The sequence below is a fragment of the Herminiimonas fonticola genome, assembly GCF_003293745.1.
GTDB classification, from domain to species: Bacteria; Pseudomonadota; Gammaproteobacteria; order Burkholderiales; family Burkholderiaceae_D; genus Oxalicibacterium; species Oxalicibacterium fonticola.
Map to the genome: position 1 here is coordinate 544,254 of NZ_PTLZ01000001.1, position 18,011 is coordinate 562,264.

16 protein-coding genes and 1 tRNA gene are annotated in these 18,011 nt (G+C 53.3%); 4 read left to right on the top strand and 13 right to left on the bottom strand.

Annotation, left to right across the window (positions count from 1 at the left end; translation table 11 throughout):
• Positions 1 to 59 precede the first annotated feature (59 nt).
• The 3 genes from Hfont_RS02740 (at position 60) to Hfont_RS02750 (ending at position 1,404) form a co-directional block, all read left to right on the top strand.
• Positions 60 to 671: a glutathione S-transferase N-terminal domain-containing protein gene (locus Hfont_RS02740; protein WP_011872413.1), complete on the top strand. Its 612-nt coding sequence runs from the start codon at positions 60 to 62 to the stop codon at positions 669 to 671.
• A gap of 120 nt (positions 672 to 791) precedes the next feature.
• Positions 792 to 1,301: a ClpXP protease specificity-enhancing factor gene (locus Hfont_RS02745; protein ID WP_112990693.1), complete on the top strand. Its 510-nt coding sequence runs from the start codon at positions 792 to 794 to the stop codon at positions 1,299 to 1,301.
• Between the two features lie 27 nt (positions 1,302 to 1,328).
• Positions 1,329 to 1,404 (top strand) — tRNA-Thr (locus Hfont_RS02750).
• Positions 1,405 to 1,458: 54 nt separating this feature from the next.
• On the opposite strand, the gene msrA is transcribed toward Hfont_RS02750, so the two are convergent.
• The 5 genes from msrA to Hfont_RS02780 all read right to left on the bottom strand — a co-directional run bounded on the left by msrA (position 1,459) and on the right by Hfont_RS02780 (position 6,406).
• The gene (msrA, locus tag Hfont_RS02755; protein ID WP_112990694.1) at positions 1,459 to 2,178 is read right to left on the bottom strand and encodes a peptide-methionine (S)-S-oxide reductase MsrA; all 720 of its coding nucleotides are present in this window, start codon (positions 2,176 to 2,178) and stop codon (positions 1,459 to 1,461) included.
• A 44-nt stretch (positions 2,179 to 2,222) separates the two neighbouring features.
• Positions 2,223 to 2,840 (bottom strand): peptide-methionine (R)-S-oxide reductase MsrB, encoded by a 618-nt coding sequence (gene msrB / locus Hfont_RS02760; protein ID WP_338322765.1) that lies wholly within the window; start codon positions 2,838 to 2,840, stop codon positions 2,223 to 2,225.
• A 225-nt stretch (positions 2,841 to 3,065) separates the two neighbouring features.
• Complete coding sequence (locus Hfont_RS02770; protein ID WP_112990696.1) at positions 3,066 to 3,680, bottom strand: UbiX family flavin prenyltransferase; 615 nt, start codon at positions 3,678 to 3,680, stop codon at positions 3,066 to 3,068.
• Between the two features lies 1 nt (position 3,681).
• A complete protein-coding gene (gene grxD / locus Hfont_RS02775; RefSeq protein WP_112990697.1) occupies positions 3,682 to 3,996 on the bottom strand; it encodes a Grx4 family monothiol glutaredoxin in 315 nt (104 codons plus the stop codon).
• A 58-nt stretch (positions 3,997 to 4,054) separates the two neighbouring features.
• A complete protein-coding gene (locus Hfont_RS02780) occupies positions 4,055 to 6,406 on the bottom strand; it encodes a Tex family protein (RefSeq protein ID WP_112990698.1) in 2,352 nt (783 codons plus the stop codon).
• A gap of 141 nt (positions 6,407 to 6,547) precedes the next feature.
• On the opposite strand from Hfont_RS02780, the gene Hfont_RS02785 reads away from it, so the two are divergent.
• Positions 6,548 to 6,862 carry a hypothetical protein gene (locus Hfont_RS02785; protein ID WP_112990699.1) on the top strand — a complete coding sequence of 105 codons (315 nt, stop codon included), beginning with the start codon at positions 6,548 to 6,550 and terminating at the stop codon, positions 6,860 to 6,862.
• A gap of 227 nt (positions 6,863 to 7,089) precedes the next feature.
• On the opposite strand, the gene Hfont_RS02790 is transcribed toward Hfont_RS02785, so the two are convergent.
• The 8 genes from Hfont_RS02790 to Hfont_RS02830 all read right to left on the bottom strand — a co-directional run bounded on the left by Hfont_RS02790 (position 7,090) and on the right by Hfont_RS02830 (position 17,714).
• Positions 7,090 to 7,626 (bottom strand): hypothetical protein, encoded by a 537-nt coding sequence (locus Hfont_RS02790; RefSeq protein ID WP_112990700.1) that lies wholly within the window; start codon positions 7,624 to 7,626, stop codon positions 7,090 to 7,092.
• 425 nt (positions 7,627 to 8,051) lie between these two features.
• Positions 8,052 to 11,456 (bottom strand): DUF748 domain-containing protein, encoded by a 3,405-nt coding sequence (locus tag Hfont_RS02800; protein WP_112991664.1) that lies wholly within the window; start codon positions 11,454 to 11,456, stop codon positions 8,052 to 8,054.
• A gap of 200 nt (positions 11,457 to 11,656) precedes the next feature.
• A complete protein-coding gene (mnhG, locus tag Hfont_RS02805; RefSeq protein WP_112990702.1) occupies positions 11,657 to 12,040 on the bottom strand; it encodes a monovalent cation/H(+) antiporter subunit G in 384 nt (127 codons plus the stop codon).
• Positions 12,037 to 12,315, bottom strand: coding sequence for a K+/H+ antiporter subunit F (locus Hfont_RS02810; protein ID WP_112990703.1), 279 nt, complete (start codon positions 12,313 to 12,315; stop codon positions 12,037 to 12,039). Before Hfont_RS02810 ends, mnhG begins: the two co-directional genes overlap by 4 nt.
• Positions 12,312 to 12,818, bottom strand: coding sequence for a Na+/H+ antiporter subunit E (locus Hfont_RS02815; RefSeq protein WP_112990704.1), 507 nt, complete (start codon positions 12,816 to 12,818; stop codon positions 12,312 to 12,314). The genes Hfont_RS02810 and Hfont_RS02815 overlap by 4 nt, the downstream gene beginning before the upstream one ends.
• A complete protein-coding gene (locus tag Hfont_RS02820) occupies positions 12,815 to 14,443 on the bottom strand; it encodes a monovalent cation/H+ antiporter subunit D (RefSeq protein WP_181666406.1) in 1,629 nt (542 codons plus the stop codon). Before Hfont_RS02820 ends, Hfont_RS02815 begins: the two co-directional genes overlap by 4 nt.
• The gene (locus Hfont_RS02825; protein WP_112990706.1) at positions 14,443 to 14,784 is read right to left on the bottom strand and encodes a Na+/H+ antiporter subunit C; all 342 of its coding nucleotides are present in this window, start codon (positions 14,782 to 14,784) and stop codon (positions 14,443 to 14,445) included. The genes Hfont_RS02820 and Hfont_RS02825 overlap by 1 nt, the downstream gene beginning before the upstream one ends.
• Positions 14,784 to 17,714, bottom strand: coding sequence for a monovalent cation/H+ antiporter subunit A (locus Hfont_RS02830; protein ID WP_181666407.1), 2,931 nt, complete (start codon positions 17,712 to 17,714; stop codon positions 14,784 to 14,786). The genes Hfont_RS02825 and Hfont_RS02830 overlap by 1 nt, the downstream gene beginning before the upstream one ends.
• Positions 17,715 to 18,011 lie beyond the last annotated feature (297 nt).

Genomic DNA, 18,011 nt, shown 5'->3' on the forward strand with positions numbered 1-18,011 from the left:
CATTTGTACCGGGGTGAGCCGCCTGCGTCTCACCCCTTTGTTTCTAAGGAACTATAAAAATGATGGTTCTCTATTCGGGCACGACTTGCCCATTTTCCCAACGCTGCCGCCTGGTCCTGTTTGAAAAAGGCATGGACTTTGAAGTACGCGATGTGGATCTGTTTAACAAACCGGAAGACATCTCGACAATGAACCCGTACGGCCAGGTGCCGATTCTGGTTGAGCGCGATTTGATCTTGTACGAATCCAATATCATCAATGAATACATCGATGAACGTTTTCCGCATCCGCAATTGATGCCGGCTGACCCATTGATGCGCGCACGTGCTCGCCTAATGTTGTTCAATTTTGAAAAAGAATTGTTCATCCACGTGCATGTTCTGGAAAACGACAAAGGTCGTAGCGGTGAAAAAGCACAGGAAAAAGCACGCAATGAAATCCGCGATCGCCTGACCACGCTGGCACCACTGTTCCTGAAAAACAAATACATGCTGGGCGATGAATTCTCGATGCTGGATGTCGCGATTGCTCCATTGCTGTGGCGTCTGGATCACTACGGTATCGAATTGTCGAAAACCGCTGCACCGTTGATGAAGTACGCAGAACGCATCTTCTCGCGTCCTGCATACATCGAAGCGTTGACCCCATCTGAAAAGGTCATGCGTCGTTAAAATTTGCGCCATGTACTAGATGTTGTTGAGTGAAAGCGGATTTTTCATCTTGCCTTTCATTCAACGACATTGTGTGGATTCCATGGCACACTTTTTACCTGCTTTGCATCGATAGGCATCATGTCTGAAACTTCAACCAAACCTTATCTGCTGCGCGCCATTTATGAATGGTGCACTGACAACGGCTATACGCCGTATCTGGCTGCGGTAGTGGACGCGGGTACGCGCGTGCCTATGGAATTCGTCAAGAATGGCGAGATCGTCCTCAACATCAGCTTCAGCGCGACTAGCGGCTTGAAGATGGACAACGATTTGATTCGTTTCAGCGCGCGTTTTGGCGGCGTCTCACGCGATATTTCAGTTCCTGTCGATAACGTTGTTGCCATCTATGCACGTGAAAACGGGCAGGGCATGGCGTTTGAAGCAACGACCAAATCGGACGATGTGCAGGTCGCGGATGAACAGTTGGAAGATTCTTCGGGGCAGCCGGTGCAGTCTTCATCGGGGCCTGCATTGGCTTCGGTGCCGACAACACCCAAGCCAAACGAAAAAAATACCGACGATGAAACGGATGATGTACCGGATCCACCAAAAAAAGGTGGAAGACCTACACTTACTCGCATTAAATAGCGTAGAATACGCGCTGCGAAAAGTTTAGCCGACTTAGCTCATTTGGTAGAGCAGTTGATTTGTAATCATCAGGTGGCCAGTTCGAAACCGGCAGTCGGCACCAAATAAAAACCCTCTGTAATGTCAGTTACAGAGGGTTTTTTCTTGCCTGTCACTTTTACTTGGTCGTCGTGGGCTTGTTCGAGGCAATAGGCTCGTCCACATATACGGCAGGGAAGATACGCTTCAGGTTACTGATCTTCGGCAGATCGTTGTAGACGATATAGGGATGCCGTGGATTACGTTGCAGAAAATTCTGGTGGTAGTCCTCGGCTGGATAAAATTCTTTCAGTGCATTGATTTGCGTGACGATGTCGCGACGAAAAACGTGCGCCTGATTCAATTGCGCGACGTACGCTTCGGTCAGCTTTTTCTGTGTGGCATCCGTATAAAAAACCGCAGAGCGATACTGTGTTCCAGTGTCTGGTCCTTGACGATTCAATTGGGTCGGATCGTGCGCAACCGAGAAGAAGATCTGCAGTAACTCGCCGTACGATACTTCGGCCGGATCAAAGGTGATTTGCACTGCCTCAGCGTGGCCAGTGCTGCCGCGACTCACCAGGTTGTAGTTCGCATTTGCCTTGTCACCGCCAGCATAGCCGGATACTACATTGCGCACGCCGCGCACATGTTCGAATACGCCTTCAACACCCCAAAAGCATCCACCTGCAAAAACAGCCGTCTGCAATGCGCCTTTAGCCTTGGCGTTATCGAGGGCAGGGGATGCGATCACCACTGGCGCTTCAGCAGCATGCAGTGTCGCAGATGTAAAACTGCCCAGTGCCAGCAGAGACAGGAAAGCGATTTTGGTCGCGAGTTTGCTATTGCTTGATTTCATTGAGTGCTCCTTAACATTCAGCGCAAGAAAGACGATGGTTCTGCTTATCCACGTGGCACAAAATTCAGCGCAACGGAGTTCATGCAATAACGCAGGCCAGTAGGTTTGGGGCCGTCGTCGAAGACGTGACCCAAATGCGCATCACACAAGCTGCAGGAAATTTCGTCGCGTTGCATGCCGAAGCTGCGATCAGAACTTTTGACCACATTCAAGGACGATATAGGCTGCCAAAAGCTGGGCCAGCCAGTGCCGGACTCAAACTTGGTTCTGGAGTCGAACAAGGCGTTAGCGCAGCAAATGCAGCGATACAAGCCGTCGCCATGACTCTTGGCATACTCGCCGCTGAATGCCCTTTCAGTGCCAGCTCTGCGCGCCACCTTGAAGGCCTGCACCGACAACTGCTTGCTCCATTGTTCATCCGTCTTGATGACCTTTGGGATGTTTACAATTTTTTCGCTTTTGCCGGCAGCTGAAAAAATTTCTATAGATACGACACTCGGAGTGACGGCAGATTCTTTCGCGGTGCTGGCGGCCAAAACATCGCGCGAAAAGATGCCCGTAAATAAAGCTGCGATGCCGCCTTTTAATAAAGTACGGCGCGAATTGATTTCGTCCTCTGGCTTGTCCGTTGCGCTGACGCTAGTTCCGTCCTTGATCATCATGTCTCCTTGATAAAGCATGCGAGAAATTAGTTCTCGTATAGGTATACGTTCCGCGAGTGTCAGCGGATTCGCTTTCACCTGTTATTTCGTCGTGCAGGCGAAAAGGTTACAGCGATACAAAGATAAGGAGGGATGGGGTGTAATGGCGGCAATTCCGATTGGCAACAATGCGCTGCTTGCAAGCGAGGGAAATGCTGAAAACTTGTTGCGGCGATGAAGCCGAATTTATTCGGCTTTCATGCCCGACCAGCGCGGTGTCAACGTATGCTGTATCTCGAATAAATCCAGGACGCGGCCGACAGTGTGATCGACCATTTCTGCTATCGATGCAGGGCGATGATAAAAGCCGGGGAGAGGTGGAAAGATGATGCCGCCCATTTCTGTCACGGCGGTCATATTGCGCAGATGCGCGAGATTGAATGGGGTTTCACGCACCATCAAGACCAGACGGCGGCGCTCTTTCAACACGACATCGGCTGCGCGCGTGATCAGGTTATCGGACAGGCCGTGTGCGACTGCCGCCAGCGTCTTCATCGAGCACGGCGCGATGATCATGCCATCTGATTGAAAAGAGCCACTGGCAATCGACGCGCCTACATCGCGCACGTTGTGCACCACATCCGCCAGCGCTTCGACATTCTTGCGCTTCATGTCGAGTTCCTGATGCAGATTCAGCATGCCCGCTTCAGAGATCAGCAGATGCGTTTCCACATCTGCATGATCGCGCAGCACTTGCAATAGACGGATACCGTAGATGACACCAGTCGCACCGGTGATCGCGATAATGATTCGCTTCCGGCGCGCAGGCGTTAAGGAGAGTGCGTCAGCAGACGCCGTCACTTCAGGCTTTCAGCAAAGCTTGCAGCTCGCCGGACGCAAACATTTCATTCATGATGTCTGAGCCGCCGATGAATTCGCCCTTGATGTACAACTGAGGAACGGTAGGCCATTGCGAGTAATCCTTGATGCCTTGGCGAACTTCTGCGTCGTCCAGTACGTTGACGGTAATCAGATCGGTTACGCCACTTTCTTTCAGCAATGCAATCGCCTTGCCCGAGAAGCCGCACTGTGGGAATTGGGCTGTGCCCTTCATGAATAAAACAACTGGATTTTCGGTTACGGTTTCTTTGATCCAGGATTGTACGTCGTCGCTCATTGCTGCCTCACTGTAAGTTAATGCGTCATTATAAGAAAAACCGGCCGGTTCTGCTGCCTTATCCCTTGAGTTTGGCAAAAGCGGCGGCCATCGCGCTACTGCCGGACTCTGCTTGCCGTCCTTGTTGATTCTGATGCTGCGACAGGCGCTTGCTGTCGTTGCGGTCGCCACGTTGCTCAGGTTTGCTGCCGGCGACCGGTGCAGAATCGGACAAACGCATTGTCAAAGCGATACGTTTACGTTTTTCATCCACTTCCAGCACTTTCACCTTAACAACCTGACCTGCTTTGACCACCGTGTGCGGGTCTTTGACAAAGGTGTTGGACAGCGCGGAAATGTGTACCAAGCCATCCTGATGCACGCCGATATCGACGAAAGCACCAAAGGCTGCAACGTTGGTCACCACGCCTTCCAGAATCATGTCCGGACGCAAATCCCGGATCTCTTCCACACCATCCTTGAAAGTCGCCGTGGTGAACTCGGGGCGCGGATCGCGGCCTGGTTTTTCCAGCTCTTTCAAAATGTCGGTAATCGTCGGCACGCCAAACTTCTCATCTGCATATTTGGCCGGATTCAGCGATTTCAACAGGCGTTCATCGCCGATCACGCTTTTCACGTCCTTCTTGATATCTGCCAGGATTTTTTCAACCAGCGGATACGATTCCGGGTGCACCGCCGATGCGTCCAGCGGATTGTCGCTGACCATCACGCGCAAGAATCCTGCAGCTTGCTCGAAGGTCTTGTCGCCTAGGCGCGGCACGGCGCGCAAATCCGCACGCGATGCAAACATGCCCTTCATGTCGCGGTAACTGACGATGCTTTGCGCCACGCTATTGTTCAAGCCGGACACGCGCGCCAGCAAAGGTGCGGACGCCGTATTGACGTCCACGCCGACCGCATTCACGCAATCCTCAACGACTGCATCGAGTGAGCGCGCCAACTGGGTTTGGCCTACGTCATGTTGATACTGGCCAACGCCGATCGATTTCGGATCGATCTTCACCAGTTCTGCCAATGGATCTTGCAAGCGACGCGCGATGGATACTGCGCCACGTATCGAGACATCCATATCCGGCAATTCGCGCGAAGCAAATTCGGATGCGGAATACACCGATGCACCGGCTTCGGAGACGACGATTTTCGTCAACTTCAATTCAGGACGCAGCTTGATCAAGTCCAGCGCCAGCTTGTCGGTCTCGCGCGAGGCAGTGCCGTTGCCGATAGAGATCAGTGCAACCTTGTGCTTCTCTGCCAGTTGCGACAGTGTGTGCAAAGTGCCTTCCCAGTCATTGCGCGGCTGATGCGGATAAACGGTCGCGGTATCCACCACTTTGCCGGTCGCATCGACCACCGCAACCTTGACGCCGGTACGCAAGCCGGGATCCAGTCCCATCGTTGCGCGCGGGCCGGCTGGTGCAGCGAGTAACAGTGCTTTCAAATTCAGCGCGAATACATTGATCGCTTCGACTTCTGCCTTTTCACGCAAGTTGGTCATCAACTCGGTTTCCAGGTGCATGAAGGTTTTTACACGCCAGGTCCAGCGTACGGTGTCGGCCAGCCATTTATCGGCAGCACGACCTTGATTGCTGATGCCGAAGCGCGACGCGATACGGCCTTCGCATGGATTGTGCGGCGCATCCCACTTTGGTTTTTCTTCTTCGGTATCGAGGCGCAGATTCACGTTCAACATTTCTTCACGGCGACCGCGGAACAAGGCGAGGGCGCGATGCGAAGGAATGGTGGCAATGGTTTCCGAGTAATCAAAATAGTCGGCGAATTTTTCGCCGGCATCCTGCTTGCCTTCGACTACTTTGGATTCGACGATGCCGTGTTCGGTCAGGTATTCACGCAAGGCTTGCAGCAGCGTTGCATCTTCGGCAAAGCGCTCCATCAAGATTTGGCGCGCGCCATCGAGTGCAGCCTTGGTATCGACCACGCCGGGATTGTCTATGCCATCAACCGTGAAAGCAGGCTTCAGGTACTTTGCCGCTTCTTCTTCCGGATTCAGGGTTGGGTCGGCTAGCAGTGCATCGGCCAATTCGGTCAAACCGGCTTCGACTGCGATCTGCGCCTTGGTGCGACGTTTTTGCTTGTATGGCAGATACAGATCTTCCAGACGGGTTTTGTCTTCTGCATGCGTGATGGCGTCGAGCAAGGCCGGCGTCATCTTGTTTTGTTCTTCTATGGATGCGATGACGGCAGCGCGGCGGTCTTCCAGTTCGCGTAAATAGCGCAGGCGTTCTTCCAGCAAGCGCAGCTGGATGTCATCCAGGCCGCCGGTTGCTTCCTTGCGGTAACGTGAAATAAAAGGCACGGTCGCGCCTTCATCCAGCAGGGCGATGGCGGCGGCAACTTGTACGGGTTTGGCCGCGAGTTCGACGGCGAGACGTTGTTCTATGGAAGGCAGCATGAATATTGATGAATTAGTGTAGCGAGCGCTAGATGATACGCAATTGAGGGGAATGCGCCAGTCTTGACAGGGGAGAAAACACGGGAGAGAAAATGGGGATTATTGCGGGATGTTTCTTGTGGTTACGTTTGCGGGTAGCTAATGTTGTTCTTTCTTCGCGTTGGCTCGGTTGCCGGGGGTAGCCCGGCGGCTAGTTACCTTTTTTGCTTCGCCAAAAAAGGTAACCCAAAAAAGGCGACCGCACAGCCGCTGCCCTTCGGGTTCCCGTTTGTGCAAATCAAAAAATGGGAAGCGAACGAAACTCGCTTCGCTCAGACAACGTTCACTTCTTTTTCCATTTTCTGCTCCGCACAAACGGCAGCGTCACAGCGGAAGACCGACTGGTTCGGCTCGCCTTCGGCATTGCCGGACCAAAAAAGCGATGACAGTGAATTGAAACAAGTGGGGAAAATGTAATTGGTAAGAATCTTGGCATCGTAGGTTGGGCTAACGTTTTATCAGCCCAACATTTAAAACCACATCATCTGTTCATCTATTGTGGTCTCAGAAAAATCATCCAGCGGGTGGCAATAGTTCTTTTGCGATGTCTCGATGATTGCATTTATCTCTGAGGGTGTTGGGCTGATAAAACGTTAGCCCAACTTACGTGCTGCCGGAGCGTCCTCTTGACCGAAAGGTTAGTATCACAGCATCTCCTTATCCAGCGCAGCGAGAACCCAACTAGTTACTTTCTGAGAAAAGGTTGTTGTGATTTCGCTCGGTGGATTTGTTTTCTCTTGAATCATAAAACTCCACTGAGCGATTAAATTCTCTGCTTCTGCCAATGAGGACACTTGCCGAATAAAGTTTGGTAGTTCCTTTCGAATCTCTGCCCCAGATTTAGAGTCAATTAGCATGGGGTATGCGGCTTCATGAGCTAAGTAGTTTCTGGCTGCCACTCCCTTGCGAAGAATTTCGATTTCAAACGCGCCAATTTCGTGACGATCTTTGAACTGATGGATATCCCGTCCAAGTTTGAACCAATTTTCTAGGCTCTCTGAGTAGCTTGCGATTCCAGAACGACCTGCAATGTTTCCTCTTTCGATTTCTTCTCCGAGATTGGCGATTAGAAGAACATATTTGCAGTTGTGCTCGAAACTCTGCGCAAGCGCCAATGCTCTACCAATGGAGTTTCCGTAGCTGATGCCGATAGGGTCTATCGATTCAAAGGCAAGCCACATATGATCCTTAACTTGTTTTATACAAAAAGCACGGTAGGTTGGGTTGATAAAACGTTAGCCCAACCTATCGTGCTTTGGAGTCCTAATCGAGCATGTGCGTATCGCGCGATTCCGCATCAGAAAGCGCTTTCTTGAGAGCGCCCGCGAATTCTTGAGCCTCCGCGCTAGAGCGGAACGTTAGGCTGCACTTCTCACCCAGAAAGGCTACTTCCGTCGGAACCGCAACTGCTTGCACCACTACCAATAGGCCTCCGCCCGGAACGCTGAATCGCAAGGACTTCGGCGAAAAGACCAACGTGGGCACGCCGACTCGTTCGGCCGCCAAAGAGGTTGCTCCATCAATTAACAGAACTAGCATTGGGTGAGCTCTAACGTTGGAGGTAGATTAAAAGTGTCAGCATCGCTTTGCTCTTATATCGACACCGTCATTTCAAAGAAAAATCCACCCGATTAGCCTTCGCTTTAGCCGCATCATCTTTAGCGCCTTGATTGCCCGACTTCGAACCCAGTATAAAAATCCGTGTGTCCGGCACTTTGCCTTCGCCGATCAGCCAGTCTTTCACCGCCTGTGCACGACGATTGGCGAGTGAGGTCAGGTCGTCGTCGCTGACGGTGGCGTTGGTGCTTAAAAGATTTTCCATTTCTTCAACCGGAATATCTTTTTGCAGGCCAACCATATTGCGCGGCTTCTTGAAGTCGGCATCTTTATAGACACGTTTCAACAAGGCTGGATATTCCTGCGGTGTGACGGTAAGCGTGGCGGCGTCAGCTGATTCGCCGCGACCAACCATGTCCTTCAATTTCAAGGCGCGAACTCTGCGGTCTATCGAGGCTTTTTTCAAGCCTTCGCGGTCGGTTTCAGGATCGGTGCGGCCGGTGATTTCGAGTTTGAGTGCAGGGCGATCCACTAATATTTTTGCCATGCTTTTCAGCTTAGTTTCGCTGGCGTCATTGATGCGGGCACGACCGGCATCGAATTCAAGCATTGAAAGTTCTTCGCCACCACCGAACATTGAACTCAGCAAGGTGAACGGTGCTGTCACAGCTTTGGTCAAGATATTGACGATCACCTTGACGATCAAACCACCGACGGAGAACTGTGGATCGTCGAGCGAGCCGCCTATGGGCAGATTGATGTCGATCACGCCGTTCCTGTCGCGTAGTAGTGATAGCGCAAAGCTCACCGGCAAGGTGGTCGCGGTCGGGCTTTCAATTTTGTCGCCCAGAGTAAGTTGTTCCAGAACCAGTCGATTCTGGGCCGTGAGTACGCGGTTCTCTACCTTGTAAGACACGTCAAAGGATAGCTTGCCCTTTTCGATGCCATAACCGATATAGCGACCGGAATAAGGTGATAGCGGTGCCAGCTCCATGCCATTCACTGCTGCCTTGATGTCCATCGTCAGATCGCCCTTGAGCGGATTGATTTTGCCGTCTATGGCGAGAGGCGCACTATTGACTTCGCCTTTCAGATTGACGTTTGCGCTGGAGTTTGGATCAGACGACAGGCCGCTGATGATGCCGCCAAATTTCATCAGGTTGGCGGTGTAATTCGGTTTGATGAAATTGTCGGTATAGCGGATATGACCGCCTTGCAAGGTCAGTTTCTTGATCTTGATAGGCGGGATATCGCTGGCGGTTTTGGGTGGTGTCGGCAAGACTGCGGTTTTTGTTCCCGTGGGAGCAGTAATCGCTGTCGGCGCTGCAGCCGGTTCTGCTTGCGTTACGCTTTTTTGTACGCCGCCAGTGTTCACTACGCTGATATCTTGCAGATTGATGCGACCATTTTGATCGAGAATGACGCGCGCAAAGAAATCGCTGAGTGCAACCTGATCGATGCTCAAGGCGAGTGGTGAGAGACGTACATCCATGCCGCCGAAATACAAGGACTTCCAGCGCAAGAATTCACTGGTGCTGAGTTTGTCCACGGTGGCGAGATTGCCCAGCGTGAAATCGCCCTTGAAGCCGCCCAGCATTTCGCCATTTTTTCCTTCGTCGATTTGCAGCGTACCTTTGCTGGAGATATCAGCCCGCGTCAAAAGAATATTGACCTTGTCGGTGATGTAGGGCTGCGCTTGCATGATGTCGACGTTCTTTAAATCGAGCACCAGATTTGCATGCAAGGGCGCCATGCCGAGGTCGCCGCTGACTGCCAGCTTGCCGGTTTTATTGACAGCAGCTTGCAGGTCGATTTTTCCGCGTGCGCCAGCCTTGGTCGAGATGTCTTGCATCGCCAACTTGAGTGGTTCTATGGTTGTCACCGCTGCGCGTTTCAGGCTGCGGTCTTCCAGTTTTGCAGACCAGTGATCGATGTCGATTTTTTTGACGGCGATGGTGTAGGGAGCGCTTGTGTCGTCAGCCTTGGCTTTGCCGGCAGGTGGCGCGACGGCAATTTTTCCCGCATCTGCGCGCGACTTGTCTTGCTGCAGAAAGAAGGCCGCCTTGTTCGATATGACTTCGTCGACGCTGACGGTTTTGCTGCCGGTATCGACTGCTATCTTGCGTATGCTCAGGTCGAAATTTTCTGCCTTGGCTTGTATCGGATGAGCAGCCTGCATATCTGCAAAGCGCAGGGCGGCGTTTTGAATATCCAGTTCTGCCAATGCAAAACTGAGGGCAGCTTTGGGTTTGCTCGCTTCGTTTGTGACTGGTGCTTTTTCTGTCGCTGTAGGTGCGGCAGTTGCGCTAGTTGCAGATCCCGCTGCCGCTGTTTTTTGAATGTCAGGTGGTGGCGATGGCGTTGCCGATTTTTTTGCGGTCTTTAGCGGCGTTGCCGTGCTTGGTGGTGTCAGCAGATTTTCAAAATTGAACTGCTGATTGGCGTTGCGCGTGATATCAGCTTCAAGGCCATTGATCGCCAGCTTGGCGACTGCTATGTGCTCGCTCAGGATGCTGGCATCTTTCAATGTGATTGCCAGCTCCGGCAGTTTGACTATGGATTTATTGTCTTCATCATTCAACTGCAGCGATTTCAGCTTGATGTCGCCGCTCAGCAGCAGCGCCGGTGCCTTGTCTTTTGCTTGCTGAAAATTTGCAATCAAATGCAGATCGAGGTGCGCGCTTGGTACTTTGAAATGCGGCGTGCCGGGTATGTATTTCAAATAGGTAGTGAGATCCAGATTATCGAGATTCAAGTCGACGACGGCTTGCACCGGGTCGGCAAAGGGCAGGGTTTTTCCCTTGATCAGCAACGGCGTGTCGTTGACTTTGGCGCTTAATAATGGCTCGACGAATACGTCAATTTTTGAATGCAGGGATGAAACGAAAGGCACGCCGATTTTCAGATCCGTCACCTTGTGCAAGGTCTTGGCTGGTCTGTCATCGAATTCGATATGCCCTTTATCGATCTCGATATTGAAGACAGAAAAACGTGCCGGTTCAGGTGACGGCGGTTGGCTATTGATCAGCTCGATGATGTCATCGATGTTGTAATGCGTATCGTCTTTGCGGACCAGATGCACATACGGGGCACTGACTTGTAATTGTTCAATCACCGGTGCCAGGCGGAACAGCGATTGGATGGACATATCGACTGTCAATGCATCGAATCCTGCAAACTTCACATCGCCTTCCGGTTCCATCATCTTGACGTCGCGCAAGGTGACGCGCATCGCGTATGGGCTGACTTCGACCTGGCCTATCGTGGTTTGTCGATTCAGTTTTTCGGAAATGAGCTGTTCTGCCTGTGACTTGATAATGCCCGGCAGTGCAAAGTAGCCGAACAAGCCGATAAAGAGGATGAAAATCACCAGTCCGATAGCCGTTCGTCTGAAAACCGGTTTGCCGGAAAGTTGACGTAGAGATTGGGGCAGCTGCTGGAGGGATTTTTGCATGAGAGTCAGCATGAACCGAAGTGATGGTAATTGGATTCTACCAGCGGCGTCGGTGGAATGTTGCTGATCTGAATAGGCTTTTCTTTAACAAAAAGCCATTGTAGGCGTCAGGCGAATCACTGATGCCAAGCGCCGGTTTGGGGCGCCGGCACTTCAAGCTGCTGGATGCAGCTTATTCAATTTGAATTGAATAACTCAATTCAGGAATTGCCATCCTTGTTGGAAAATTGATAGACCTCTTCTGCGTCTGCGCGGGCAGCGAGCTTGCTTAAGCGCAAGTCGCGATAAACCGCAGCACGCATAATCAGCATCGCGACGACAGGCGCTGTCAGCAGCAGGAACAGTGAGATGATGATTTCATGAATCACCAGCCGTGATTGCAGCACGGTGAAGTACAACATGGACGCCAGCAGCAGACAGCCTGCGCCTAGCGTGACCGTGATCGCAGGGCCGTGTATGCGTTGATAAAAACTCGGCAGGCGCATCAAGCCCAGCGCGCCTATCAAGATGATGGCGCCGCCTAGAATCAATAGCAGCGATACCGGCAATGCAGCCCAGGCGGGCAGGCTTTCAAAGGTCTTCATTCAATAATCTCCCCGCGCATCAGGAACTTGGTCAGCGCGATGGTGGATACAAAACCGAGCAGCGCAATCAGCATCGCCGCCTCGAAATAAATCAGGCTGCCGAAGGTGATGCCCATCATCAATGCCAGCAGCATTGCGCACATCCACAAGGTGTCGAGTGCGAGTACGCGATCATGTGCAGTCGGGCCGATCAGCAAGCGCACAGTGCAAAACAGCATCGCCAGCAAGATACAGATGAAGGCGAACGCGATAGACCATTCGAGTAGCGTCGTCATGCGGTCTTCTCCTGTTCAAAGATTTCCATCAATGGCTGTTCGTATTGCGTCTTGATGGTCTCTATCCACCATTGTTCGTCGTGCAGGTCGAATACATGCAGTGCCAGTTCATGTTTTTCCGGCAGGATTTCTACCCACACCGTCCCCGGCGTTGAATTGATCAGGCACGATAACAGCGCCAAGCCATAAGGATTGTGCATGTCGAGCGGAATCTTGATGAACTGCGAATTCAGTTTGCTCTTGGGCGTGAACAGAATCAGCCAACTGACGTTGAAGCAGGAGCGCACGATTTCCACCAAGGCCATCGCCAACAAGCGAAACAGCTTGAAAGGTTTTGCTATGCGCGGATAAGCCATCGGTTGCAGCGGTCGCGTCAGTAAGGGTACGACGACGGCCAGGATCGCGCCTAACAGCAGATGTGCCGGCTCCAGACTTTCATTGAGCAACAGCCAGAACAGCAGCAGTACAAGAGACATCCAGGGTGAAGGTAGCCAGCGCTTCATGGTGCAGCTCCTTCCTGATGTGCGTTCGGTACCACCGGTTCGCCAAGAACCTTGTGTACATATTGGGTAGCCTGATGCAGGTCTTTGCTGGTGCGCGCGAGATAATCGTAGATAGGTCCGGCTTGCACGGTCAATATCACGCACAATAGTAATAGCAGGCTGATCGGTGCGACTTCCGAAACATACAGGCGCGGTGGCGCGATTGCGCCGGCAGCCCAGAATGTTCGTACGCCAAAACGCAGCATGGAAATGATGGCAGCCAAACCGGACAGCACGATCAACGCCATCAATACCCAAGCGGTTGGCGTGATGATCGTATCTATCGACTGCGGGTTGAGCAGGGCGTGGAACAGGCCGAACTTCGCAACGAAGCCGGACAAAGGCGGCAAGCCCGTGATGATCAACGCACATGCGGCAAACGCCAAACCGAGAAAAGCCAATGCGCCCGGGATGCCCACGCCGACAGTTTCTTCCGGCGTTTCTTCAATCGCGAAAGCTTCCATCGTCAGCGCCAGCATGCTGGCGCCGGGCGAACGTATGCGTTCCACCAGTTCAATCAGCAGCACGAAGGCGGCCATCGCCAGCGTCGAGCCGATCAGGTAATACAAGCCGGCGGTTACCAGCGAAGCTTGTCCATAACCAATCACCGAGAGCAGCGTGCCGGAAGAAATGATCGCGCCATACGCAGCCATGCGCCCGGGAGTTTCACTCGCCAGCATGCCGGCAGCACCGAACACTATCGTCGCCATGCCGCCCCATAATAAGGCTTCGAAGCCAAAACCTGCAGCGGCGCTCGCATCGGAAGAAAAGGCCAGCAACCATAAACGCAAAATCACGTAAGCGCCAACCTTGGTCATCAACACCAGCATGGCAGCAACTGGCGGCGATGCGGCAGCGTAGGTGGTCGGCAGCCAGAAGCCCAGTGGCCACATCGCGCTTTTTACGAGGAAGGCAATCGCAAGTATGGACACACCTATCTTCAATAAAATCAGATCGGTGGCAGCGATGTTCACTAGACGCACGGCCAGATCAGCCATATTCATCGTGCCGGCGCTGGCGTAAATCAAGGCGACGCCGATCAAAAACAATAGCGATGCTGCCAGATTGACGGCGATGTATTGCATGCCCGCGCGTATGCGGGTGGTGTTGTAGCCGTGCAGTACCAGACCGTAGGACGCGGCCAGCATGACTTCAAAAAACACGAACAGATTGAACAGGTCATGCGTCAGGAAGGCACCGTTAATTCCCATCAGCAGGAACTGGAATAGCGTGTGGAAGTGCACGCCGATTTTGCTCCAGCGCAGCATGGAGAACAGCAATGCTGCAGTCGCCAATACCGCGGTCAGCAATAACATCAGCGATGCCAGTCTGTCCGCGACCAGGGCGATGCCGAACGGTGCCGACCAGTTCGCGGCCAGGTAGACGCCTATGCCTTCGGTCCAGCGACCGCTGTCGGTCAGATAGATCAGCGCGACCGCAACACAGAGTTGCAGCAACACGGAGGCAAGATTGACGATGAACTTGAACTGATGGCGTTTCTCGTTAATCAGGATCAGCAATGCGCCGCACAATAGCGGCAACAGCACCGGCAGAATGATCAGGTGTTGCATCCAATCCAGCTTCATCAATCGGACTCCTCACCATCGACGTGATCGGTGCCGGTCAAGCCGCGCGAACCTATCATGACGACCAGATAAAGAGCGGTAGTCGCGAAGCCGATGACGATCGCAGTCAATACCAGCGCTTGCGGCAAGGGATCGCTGAATAGGGACGGGTCTGGCGTGCCGGTCCCCAGCGTCAGTGGTGGACGATTTACCCACAGCCTGCCCATGATGAAGATAAACAGATTCACCGCATACGACATCAACATCAATCCGGTCAGTACCTGAAAACTACGCGGGCGCAGGATCAGCCAGATGCCTGATCCGAACAGCACACCGATGGCGAGCGAGATAACAATTTCCATCAGATGACTCCTCGCTTGTTGCTTGCCGTGCTCGCTTCGCTGGCATTGCCGGCTTGCGGACGACGACTACGTATGGATTGATGCGCCAGCGCGACCAGGATCAACATGGTGGCGCCAACCACGACCACGAACACGCCGAGATCGAAAAAGAAAGCACTAGGGATGTGTATTTCTCCCAGTACAGGGAAGTTGACGTGCGCCGTGTGACTGGTCAGGAAAGGATAGCCAAGCACGATCGCGCCGAGGCCGGTTGCACATGCAATGATCAGTCCGAATGACAGCCAGCGCAGCGGCCGCAGATGCAAGTGCGATTCCAGCCAGGTCGTGCCGGCCAGCATGTATTGCACGATGATCGCGACCGCAAAGATCAGACCGGCGACGAAGCCGCCACCGGGCAGATTGTGGCCGCGCATGAAAAAGTACATCACGATCATCGCCATGAATGGCAGCAGAAAGCGCAGATACACGCCGGGAATCATCAGGTAACCGCTATCCACCTGTTCTGCGGGGGTTTGTTGTGCAGCCGGGTCGGTGTTGTTGAGTTGCTGCTCAGGCAGCGCTATGCTTTCCGGTGTCGGCCGGAAGCGTCGCAGCAAGGCATAGACCGTCAATGCGACGATGGCGAGCACGGTGATTTCGCCCATCGTATCGAAGCCGCGGAAATCGACCAGCAAGACATTGACCACATTTGTGCCGCCGCCTTCCGACAAGGCGCGCAGCAGGAAGAAGTCGCCTATGCTCGCCGGTTGCGGATGCATCAGCACGATGTAACTGACAGCGGCAATGCTCAGTCCACCGACGATAGCCAGCGCCATATCGCGTGAACGGCGCAACCAGACTGTACGCGGTATCTGCATATTCAATTCGCGCGGCACCAGACGTCGTGGCAGCCAGCGCAAGCCGAGCAGGATCAGCACGGTGGTCACGGTTTCCACCATCAATTGTGTCAATGCCAGATCAGGTGCCGACAGCCACAGGAAGGTCATGCTGACTACCGCGCCAGTGCCGCTGATCAGAATCAAGGCGGCAAGACGGTGATACTTGGCTTGCCACGCGGCGGCAACTGCGCAGGCGCAACCGATCAACCACATCATCGCGAACAGTGGATCAATGTCGGCCAGCGATGCCGCAGCCAATGTTGGTAATGGCCTGACGAGTAAAAGCGGCACTGCAATCATCGCAACTATTATCAAGAATAATTGCGGTTGCAGGCGGCGCGTGCCCAGCCATTTCACCAAAAATGCGGAGCCGGACGCCAAGCGCAGCATGGTGCTTTCGTAGGCTTGCGCACCGCTCAGTCCGTGAAATACCGGTACGCGATCGCGCGACTGCAGCGTAAAGTATTTACGCAAAATGACATACAGCAGCACGCCACCGGCGAGTGCGGCAAAGCTCATGGCCAGCGGCAGGTTGAAGCCGTGCCACATTGCCAGATCGTAGACTGGCGCCCGTTCGCCCAGCACCGATAACACTGCGCTATCCAGAAACGGTTTGATACTGAGGGCTGGAGCAACGCCGACGATCAGGCAAAGCAGTACCAGACACTCAACCGGGAAGCGCATCCAGCGCGGCGGTTCGTGCGCGGTCTTGGGTAAATCCGCCGACAGTTTGCCGAAGAACACACTGATAAAACGCAAGGAATAGGTCACGCTGAAAATGCCCATCGCGAGGGCGGCATACGACATCCACCAGCTTTCCGTGCCACCGACCAAAGCGGTTTCGGCAAAGAACATTTCCTTGGAAAGAAAACCGTTCAGCAAAGGCACGCCCGCCATCGCCGCGCTGGCGACAATGGCCAGCGTCGCCGTAATAGGTAATGCATGCCGCAATCCGCGCAGGATACGCATATCGCGGGTGCCGGTTTCATGGTCGATGATGCCGGCCGCCATGAAGAGCGAGGCCTTGAAAATCGCGTGATTCACAGTGTGGAAAATTGCCGCCACCATGCCGAGCGGTGAACCTATGCCCAGCAATACCGTGATCAAGCCAAGATGACTGATGGTGGAATATGCCAGCAAGCCTTTCAAGTCATGCTGAAAAATCGCGACAAAAGAACCGAGTAACAGCGTGCAGACGCCGGCACCGGCGATGATCCACATCCATTCTTCGGTGCCGGACAAGGCCGGCCAGAATCGCATCAGCAGGAACACACCGGCTTTTACCATCGTCGCCGAATGCAGATACGACGAGACCGGGGTAGGCGCAGCCATCGCATGCGGCAGCCAGAAATGGAAGGGAAATTGCGCACTTTTCGTCAATGCGCCCAGTGCCACCAGTATCAATGCAGGCAAATACAAGTCGTGCGCGCGAATAAGGTCGCCGGCCTCGAGCACGGTATCAAGATCATAGCTGCCGACGATATGGCCGATGATCAGTACGCCGCACAGCAGGCACAGACCGCCGGCGCCGGTAACCGTGAATGCCATGCGTGCGCCGCGTCGCGCATCGATACGGTGATGCCAGTAACCGATCAGCAAAAAGGAGGTAATGCTGGTCAGCTCCCAGAACACCACGAGCTGAATCAGATTGCCGGATAAGACAACACCCAGCATGGATCCCATGAACGCCAGCAGGAAAGAAAAGAAGCGCGGCACCGGATCTTTCGGCGACATGTAATAGCGCGCATACAGCACGACCAGCAAGCCTACGCCTAGCACCAGCATAGAGAACAGCCACGCCAGCCCATCCATGCGCAACATGAATTCGACACCGAAGGCTGGCATCCATGCCGCTTGATAACGCACGATTTCGCCGGCTCCGACTTGCTGATACAGGTAGGCAGATCCCAGCAGACCGAACAAGGAGATGCCAGCGGCCAGTATAGATACACGATTGCGGGCGTTGGCCGGCATGCATGCGGCGATCACGCTGCCGATGAAGGGCGCGATGACGATGGCGAGTAGCAATATGGCTTCGGGAATTCTGTACATGCGCAGGAAATCTTCAGGAAAACGTTCAGCCGATATCAGTGCAAATCAGCAGAAATCAGAAAATAAGGCTCGCATCGCATGGGCGCGAGAATTCTTGATTGATAAAAATATCCCCTCAATGTTCAGAGATGATTGCGTCGGTCACAGTCCAGGACTGGATACAGCTCTCAACAACCAGACTATAGGCCTGACAGGTTTGCGTTGAGTGCGATGCGTTTAGGCAGCGCAGATTTGATACTGAAGATTTGATGCGAATATTGCACGCATCAAGTTTTCTTCAGCCAATATTATAAGGGC

What these genes read in the sequence shown, in the direction of transcription:
- Hfont_RS02740 (WP_011872413.1), top strand. Translation starts at nt 60, where the DNA reads ATGATGGTTCTCTATTCGGGCACGACTTGCCCATTTTCCCAACGCTGC.
- Hfont_RS02745 (WP_112990693.1), top strand. Translation starts at nt 792, where the DNA reads ATGTCTGAAACTTCAACCAAACCTTATCTGCTGCGCGCCATTTATGAA.
- msrA (WP_112990694.1), bottom strand. Translation starts at nt 2,178, where the DNA reads ATGAAATCAAGCAATAGCAAACTCGCGACCAAAATCGCTTTCCTGTCT.
- msrB (WP_338322765.1), bottom strand. Translation starts at nt 2,840, where the DNA reads ATGATGATCAAGGACGGAACTAGCGTCAGCGCAACGGACAAGCCAGAG.
- grxD (WP_112990697.1), bottom strand. Translation starts at nt 3,996, where the DNA reads ATGAGCGACGACGTACAATCCTGGATCAAAGAAACCGTAACCGAAAAT.
- Hfont_RS02780 (WP_112990698.1), bottom strand. Translation starts at nt 6,406, where the DNA reads ATGCTGCCTTCCATAGAACAACGTCTCGCCGTCGAACTCGCGGCCAAA.
- Hfont_RS02785 (WP_112990699.1), top strand. Translation starts at nt 6,548, where the DNA reads ATGTTGTTCTTTCTTCGCGTTGGCTCGGTTGCCGGGGGTAGCCCGGCG.
- Hfont_RS02790 (WP_112990700.1), bottom strand. Translation starts at nt 7,626, where the DNA reads ATGTGGCTTGCCTTTGAATCGATAGACCCTATCGGCATCAGCTACGGA.
- Hfont_RS02800 (WP_112991664.1), bottom strand. Translation starts at nt 11,456, where the DNA reads ATGCAAAAATCCCTCCAGCAGCTGCCCCAATCTCTACGTCAACTTTCC.
- mnhG (WP_112990702.1), bottom strand. Translation starts at nt 12,040, where the DNA reads ATGAAGACCTTTGAAAGCCTGCCCGCCTGGGCTGCATTGCCGGTATCG.
- Hfont_RS02810 (WP_112990703.1), bottom strand. Translation starts at nt 12,315, where the DNA reads ATGACGACGCTACTCGAATGGTCTATCGCGTTCGCCTTCATCTGTATC.
- Hfont_RS02815 (WP_112990704.1), bottom strand. Translation starts at nt 12,818, where the DNA reads ATGAAGCGCTGGCTACCTTCACCCTGGATGTCTCTTGTACTGCTGCTG.
- Hfont_RS02820 (WP_181666406.1), bottom strand. Translation starts at nt 14,443, where the DNA reads ATGAAGCTGGATTGGATGCAACACCTGATCATTCTGCCGGTGCTGTTG.
- Hfont_RS02825 (WP_112990706.1), bottom strand. Translation starts at nt 14,784, where the DNA reads ATGGAAATTGTTATCTCGCTCGCCATCGGTGTGCTGTTCGGATCAGGC.
- Hfont_RS02830 (WP_181666407.1), bottom strand. Translation starts at nt 17,714, where the DNA reads ATGTACAGAATTCCCGAAGCCATATTGCTACTCGCCATCGTCATCGCG.